The sequence below is a fragment of the Mesorhizobium sp. M1E.F.Ca.ET.041.01.1.1 genome, from assembly GCF_003997355.1.
Lineage (GTDB): Bacteria > Pseudomonadota > Alphaproteobacteria > Rhizobiales > Rhizobiaceae > Mesorhizobium.
The window spans coordinates 1-3,717 of the sequence record NZ_RZSL01000575.1 but is presented as its reverse complement, the minus strand read 5'-3'; the positions used below and the strand labels follow the sequence as shown (position 1 = coordinate 3,717).

3 protein-coding genes and 1 pseudogene are annotated in these 3,717 nt (G+C 64.0%); 1 reads left to right on the top strand and 3 read right to left on the bottom strand.

What is annotated here, in order from left to right; genetic code table 11:
* Positions 1 to 10: 10 nt before the first annotated feature.
* Positions 11 to 703 (top strand): GntR family transcriptional regulator, encoded by a 693-nt coding sequence (locus tag EOA38_RS30475; protein ID WP_189435017.1) that lies wholly within the window; start codon positions 11 to 13, stop codon positions 701 to 703.
* Between the two features lie 31 nt (positions 704 to 734).
* Here the strand turns inward: EOA38_RS30475 and EOA38_RS30470 are convergent, their stop codons facing one another.
* The 3 genes and pseudogenes from EOA38_RS30470 to EOA38_RS30460 form a co-directional block, all read right to left on the bottom strand.
* The gene (locus tag EOA38_RS30470; protein ID WP_126091393.1) at positions 735 to 1,052 is read right to left on the bottom strand and encodes a hypothetical protein; all 318 of its coding nucleotides are present in this window, start codon (positions 1,050 to 1,052) and stop codon (positions 735 to 737) included.
* Between the two features lie 218 nt (positions 1,053 to 1,270).
* Complete coding sequence (locus EOA38_RS30465) at positions 1,271 to 1,576, bottom strand: hypothetical protein (RefSeq protein ID WP_127300975.1); 306 nt, start codon at positions 1,574 to 1,576, stop codon at positions 1,271 to 1,273.
* Between the two features lie 327 nt (positions 1,577 to 1,903).
* Positions 1,904 to 3,399: pseudogene (locus EOA38_RS30460) on the bottom strand (CoA-acylating methylmalonate-semialdehyde dehydrogenase).
* Positions 3,400 to 3,717 lie beyond the last annotated feature (318 nt).

Here is a 3,717-nt window from a genome sequence, read left to right as displayed (position 1 = left end):
GGATTCCATTATGATGTATAAAAAATATATCAGGAGCTGCCCATTGATATCCATCGAGACCAGCGCGGCCTTCGAGCCGGTTGCGACCAAGGCCTACCGTGCGCTGGAGCACATGATCGTGACCCTCGAACTGGCCCCCGCAAGCTTCGTCACCGAGGGAGCGTTGATCGAGCGGCTGGGCTTCGGCCGCACTCCCGTTCGCGAGGCGATCCAGCGGCTGGCCTGGGAGGGTTTGCTCGACGTCAGGCCCCGCGCCGGCATCGCGGTCGCGCCGCTGCACCCCGGCGACTGGTTGCGCGTGCTTGACGCCCGGCGCGGCGTCGAGGTGGTGCTTGCCCGCTCCGCCGCCCGTTTCGTCACCCGCGAGGCAGCCGACCTTTTTCACGAGGCGGCCCTTGCCATGCAGAAGGCTGTGATCTCCGGCAACGTGCTTGCCTTCATCCAGGCTGACAAGCAGCTCGACGAGGCGCTGGCGATCGCCGCCGACAATCCGTTTGCGGCGCGTGTGGCGGCACCCCTGCAGACGCACAGCCGCCGCTTCTGGTTCCGCTACAAGGCGGATACCGGCCTCGCTGAATCGGCCGAGCACCATGTCGCGCTGATCCGCTCGATCCTCGATGGCGACGAGGAAGCCGCCGCCAGGGACGCCAAGAAGCTGATGGCGCTGCTGCGCGGTCATGCCGAGGTGGCGGCTACGCGATAAGCAGAATGGTTCTGGACTTGCTCCGGGCGGCTCAGCCGCCCGGCTGTCTGACCGGGGTGGCCAGCGTGTCTTCCCATCCCTCGCCCGCGGCCAGGATGCAGCTCTGGCCCTTAACGTCGGTCATCAGGATGGTCCAGGTTCCGCTCTCTGACACAAACAACTCGAAGACGGCGACCTCTCCGGCTACGCCATAGCCGAGCCGCTTCTCCTCGAATGCTTCTGCCAGCCTGGCGACCAGATAGGTATGGCCGCCGCAGATGACTTGCGCCTGCGCCGGGAATGCCGACAGCGCCAACATGGCGCCGACTGCCGCCAGCTTGACCCATCGAAACGAAAATTCGCGTGCCATGGGGCACCTCCTTCGCCTTCGCATTCCGGCAAGGGAGGCACATTTGGCCGCCTCAGCGTGCCGGAACGCTCCAGGCCGGGTCCGACGTCTTCATCGCGTCACTCCTTCTGATTTCCGGTCTGTCGCAGGGAGATTTATCACTCCCTGGATTCGATATGGTGAAGCCGCGCCCCGTAAACAAGCGGGCGTTGCTGGAGGGCACCTGGGTCGGCTTTCACTCAGGCGCCTGGCAATGCCGCGTTGATCGTCGGGCTGTCCCAGCCTTCGCCGACGGACAGGATGCAGCTCTGGCCCTTGGTATCGGAGGCCAGCACGGTCCAGCTGCCCTGGTCGGATACGAAAATCTCGAGCACGACGTTCGAATTGATCAGCCCACGCCCGGCCTCGCTCTCGTGGAACTTGTCGCCGAGCGCCTTGATGATGTCGGCCCGTGGTGCGCATTGCGCGGCCGCATCGGCCTGAACGGCCCCGCCAGGCATCGCAACCGCCGCAAGGCATATCGTCGCCATAAGAAATCGTGTCATCTGACACCTCCTCGCGCCAGACGAGAACCCCGGCTGCCACCGGCGCTGTTTGATTGGCCTGCACATGATGGCAGGAATACAGCCTAAGGCGGATGGTGGTCTGTTGGTTCCATCACACGGCGACGGAATTATTAGGATGTGCGGATGCTTCCTGGCTGTGCCGCGCCGGAATCCATGTACTTAAAGCTGCGCCTCGCCGGGACTGTCGACCGGCCATCACAACAAATTTGCGCGTTATGTGGATGAGAAGGCCACATGGCCTTCCTCCGAAGGTCCACAAAAAGAAAGCGCGGTTTGCACCGCGCTTTCCCAGAACTGATTGTCCGGTCAGTTCATCGTCGGGATGACGAACTCGGCTCCGTCCTTGATGCCGGACGGCCAGCGCGAGGTGACCGTCTTGGTCTTGGTGTAGAAGCGGAACGCGTCGGGGCCATGCTGGTTGAGGTCGCCGAAGGACGACGCCTTCCAGCCACCGAAGGTGTAGTAGGCGATCGGCACCGGGATCGGCACGTTGACACCGACCATGCCGACCTGGACCCTGGAAGCAAAGTCACGCGCGGCGTCGCCGTCGCGGGTGAAGATGGCGACGCCATTGCCCATCTCATGGTCGTTGGCAAGCTTGATCGCATCCTCGTAACGCGGCGCGCGCACCACCGAGAGCACCGGCCCGAAGATCTCCTCCTTGTAGATGCGCATGTCGGCCGTCACGTTGTCGAACAGGCAGCCACCCATATAGTAGCCGTTCTCATAGCCCTGCATCTTGAAGCCGCGGCCGTCGACGACGAGCTTGGCGCCTTCCTTGACGCCGAGGTCGACATAGCCCTTCACGCGCTCCAGCGCCTGCGCCGTCACCAGCGGGCCGAAATCGGCGGAGGAATCCGTCGACGGACCGACCTTGAGGCTTTCGACGCGCGGCACCAGCTTTTCCATCAGCCGGTTGGCGGTGTCGTTGCCGACCGGCACGGCCACCGAGATCGCCATGCAGCGCTCGCCGGCCGAGCCGTAGCCGGCGCCGATCAGGGCGTCGACGGTCTGGTCCATGTCGGCGTCGGGCATGATGATCATGTGGTTCTTGGCGCCGCCGAAGCACTGCACGCGCTTACCAGAGGCGGTGCCTCGCGAGTAGATATAGTGGGCGATCGGCGTCGACCCGACAAAGCCGATGGCCTTGATGTCCGGATCGTCGAGGATGCGTCGACCACTTCCTTGTCGCCGTTGACGACGTTGAGGATGCCGGCCGGCAGACCGGCCTCGATGAACAGCTCCGCGATGCGGATCGGCACGCCCGGATCACGTTCCGAGGGCTTCAGGATGAAGGCGTTGCCGCAGGCGATCGCCGGCGCGATCTTCCACAGCGGAATCATCGCCGGGAAGTTGAACGGCGTTATGCCGGCGACGACGCCGAGCGGCTGGCGCATCGAATAGACGTCGATGCCGGGGCCGGCGCCGTCGGTGAACTCGCCCTTCATCATGTGCGGCGCGCCGATGCAGACCTCGACGACTTCGAGGCCGCGCTGGATGTCGCCCTTGGCGTCAGCGATCGTCTTGCCGTGTTCACGCGCCAGGATGTCGGCCAGCTCGTCATAGTCGCGCTGGACCAGCTCGAGGAACTTCATCAGCACGCGCACGCGGCGCTGCGGGTTGGTCGCGGCCCACTTCGGCTGCGCCGCCTTGGCGTTCTCGACCGCGGCGCGCAGTTCCGCCTGCGAGGCCAGCGCCACCGTGCCGCGCACGGAGCCGTCCATCGGCTGCATGACGTCCTGCTTGCGCCCGCTGGTGCCGGCGACACGCTTGCCGCCGATGAAATGACCGTATTCGATCATGGTTTCTCTCCCTGTTTTGGTGATGGGGCATTGTCCGCCTTTGCGGCGGCAATGGCAACGCGAGCCAAAACGCAACCGTTGTGCGAAAAATAGACAACTGCAGTCCGATGTGCATTAATTACCGCAAATGGCGGCATTGGTCGTTCGTTGAAAGGATTGAAGGTTGAGTTCCTTCACACCCCCCTCTGTCCTGCCGGACATCTCCCCCGCAAGGGGGGAGATCAGCCGTCACGTCAGCTTTCGCCAATCACCAACGCTTGAGGAGAGTCGCCGTCAAGGAAGCTGCCAATCTCCCCCCTTGCGGGGGAGATGTCCGGC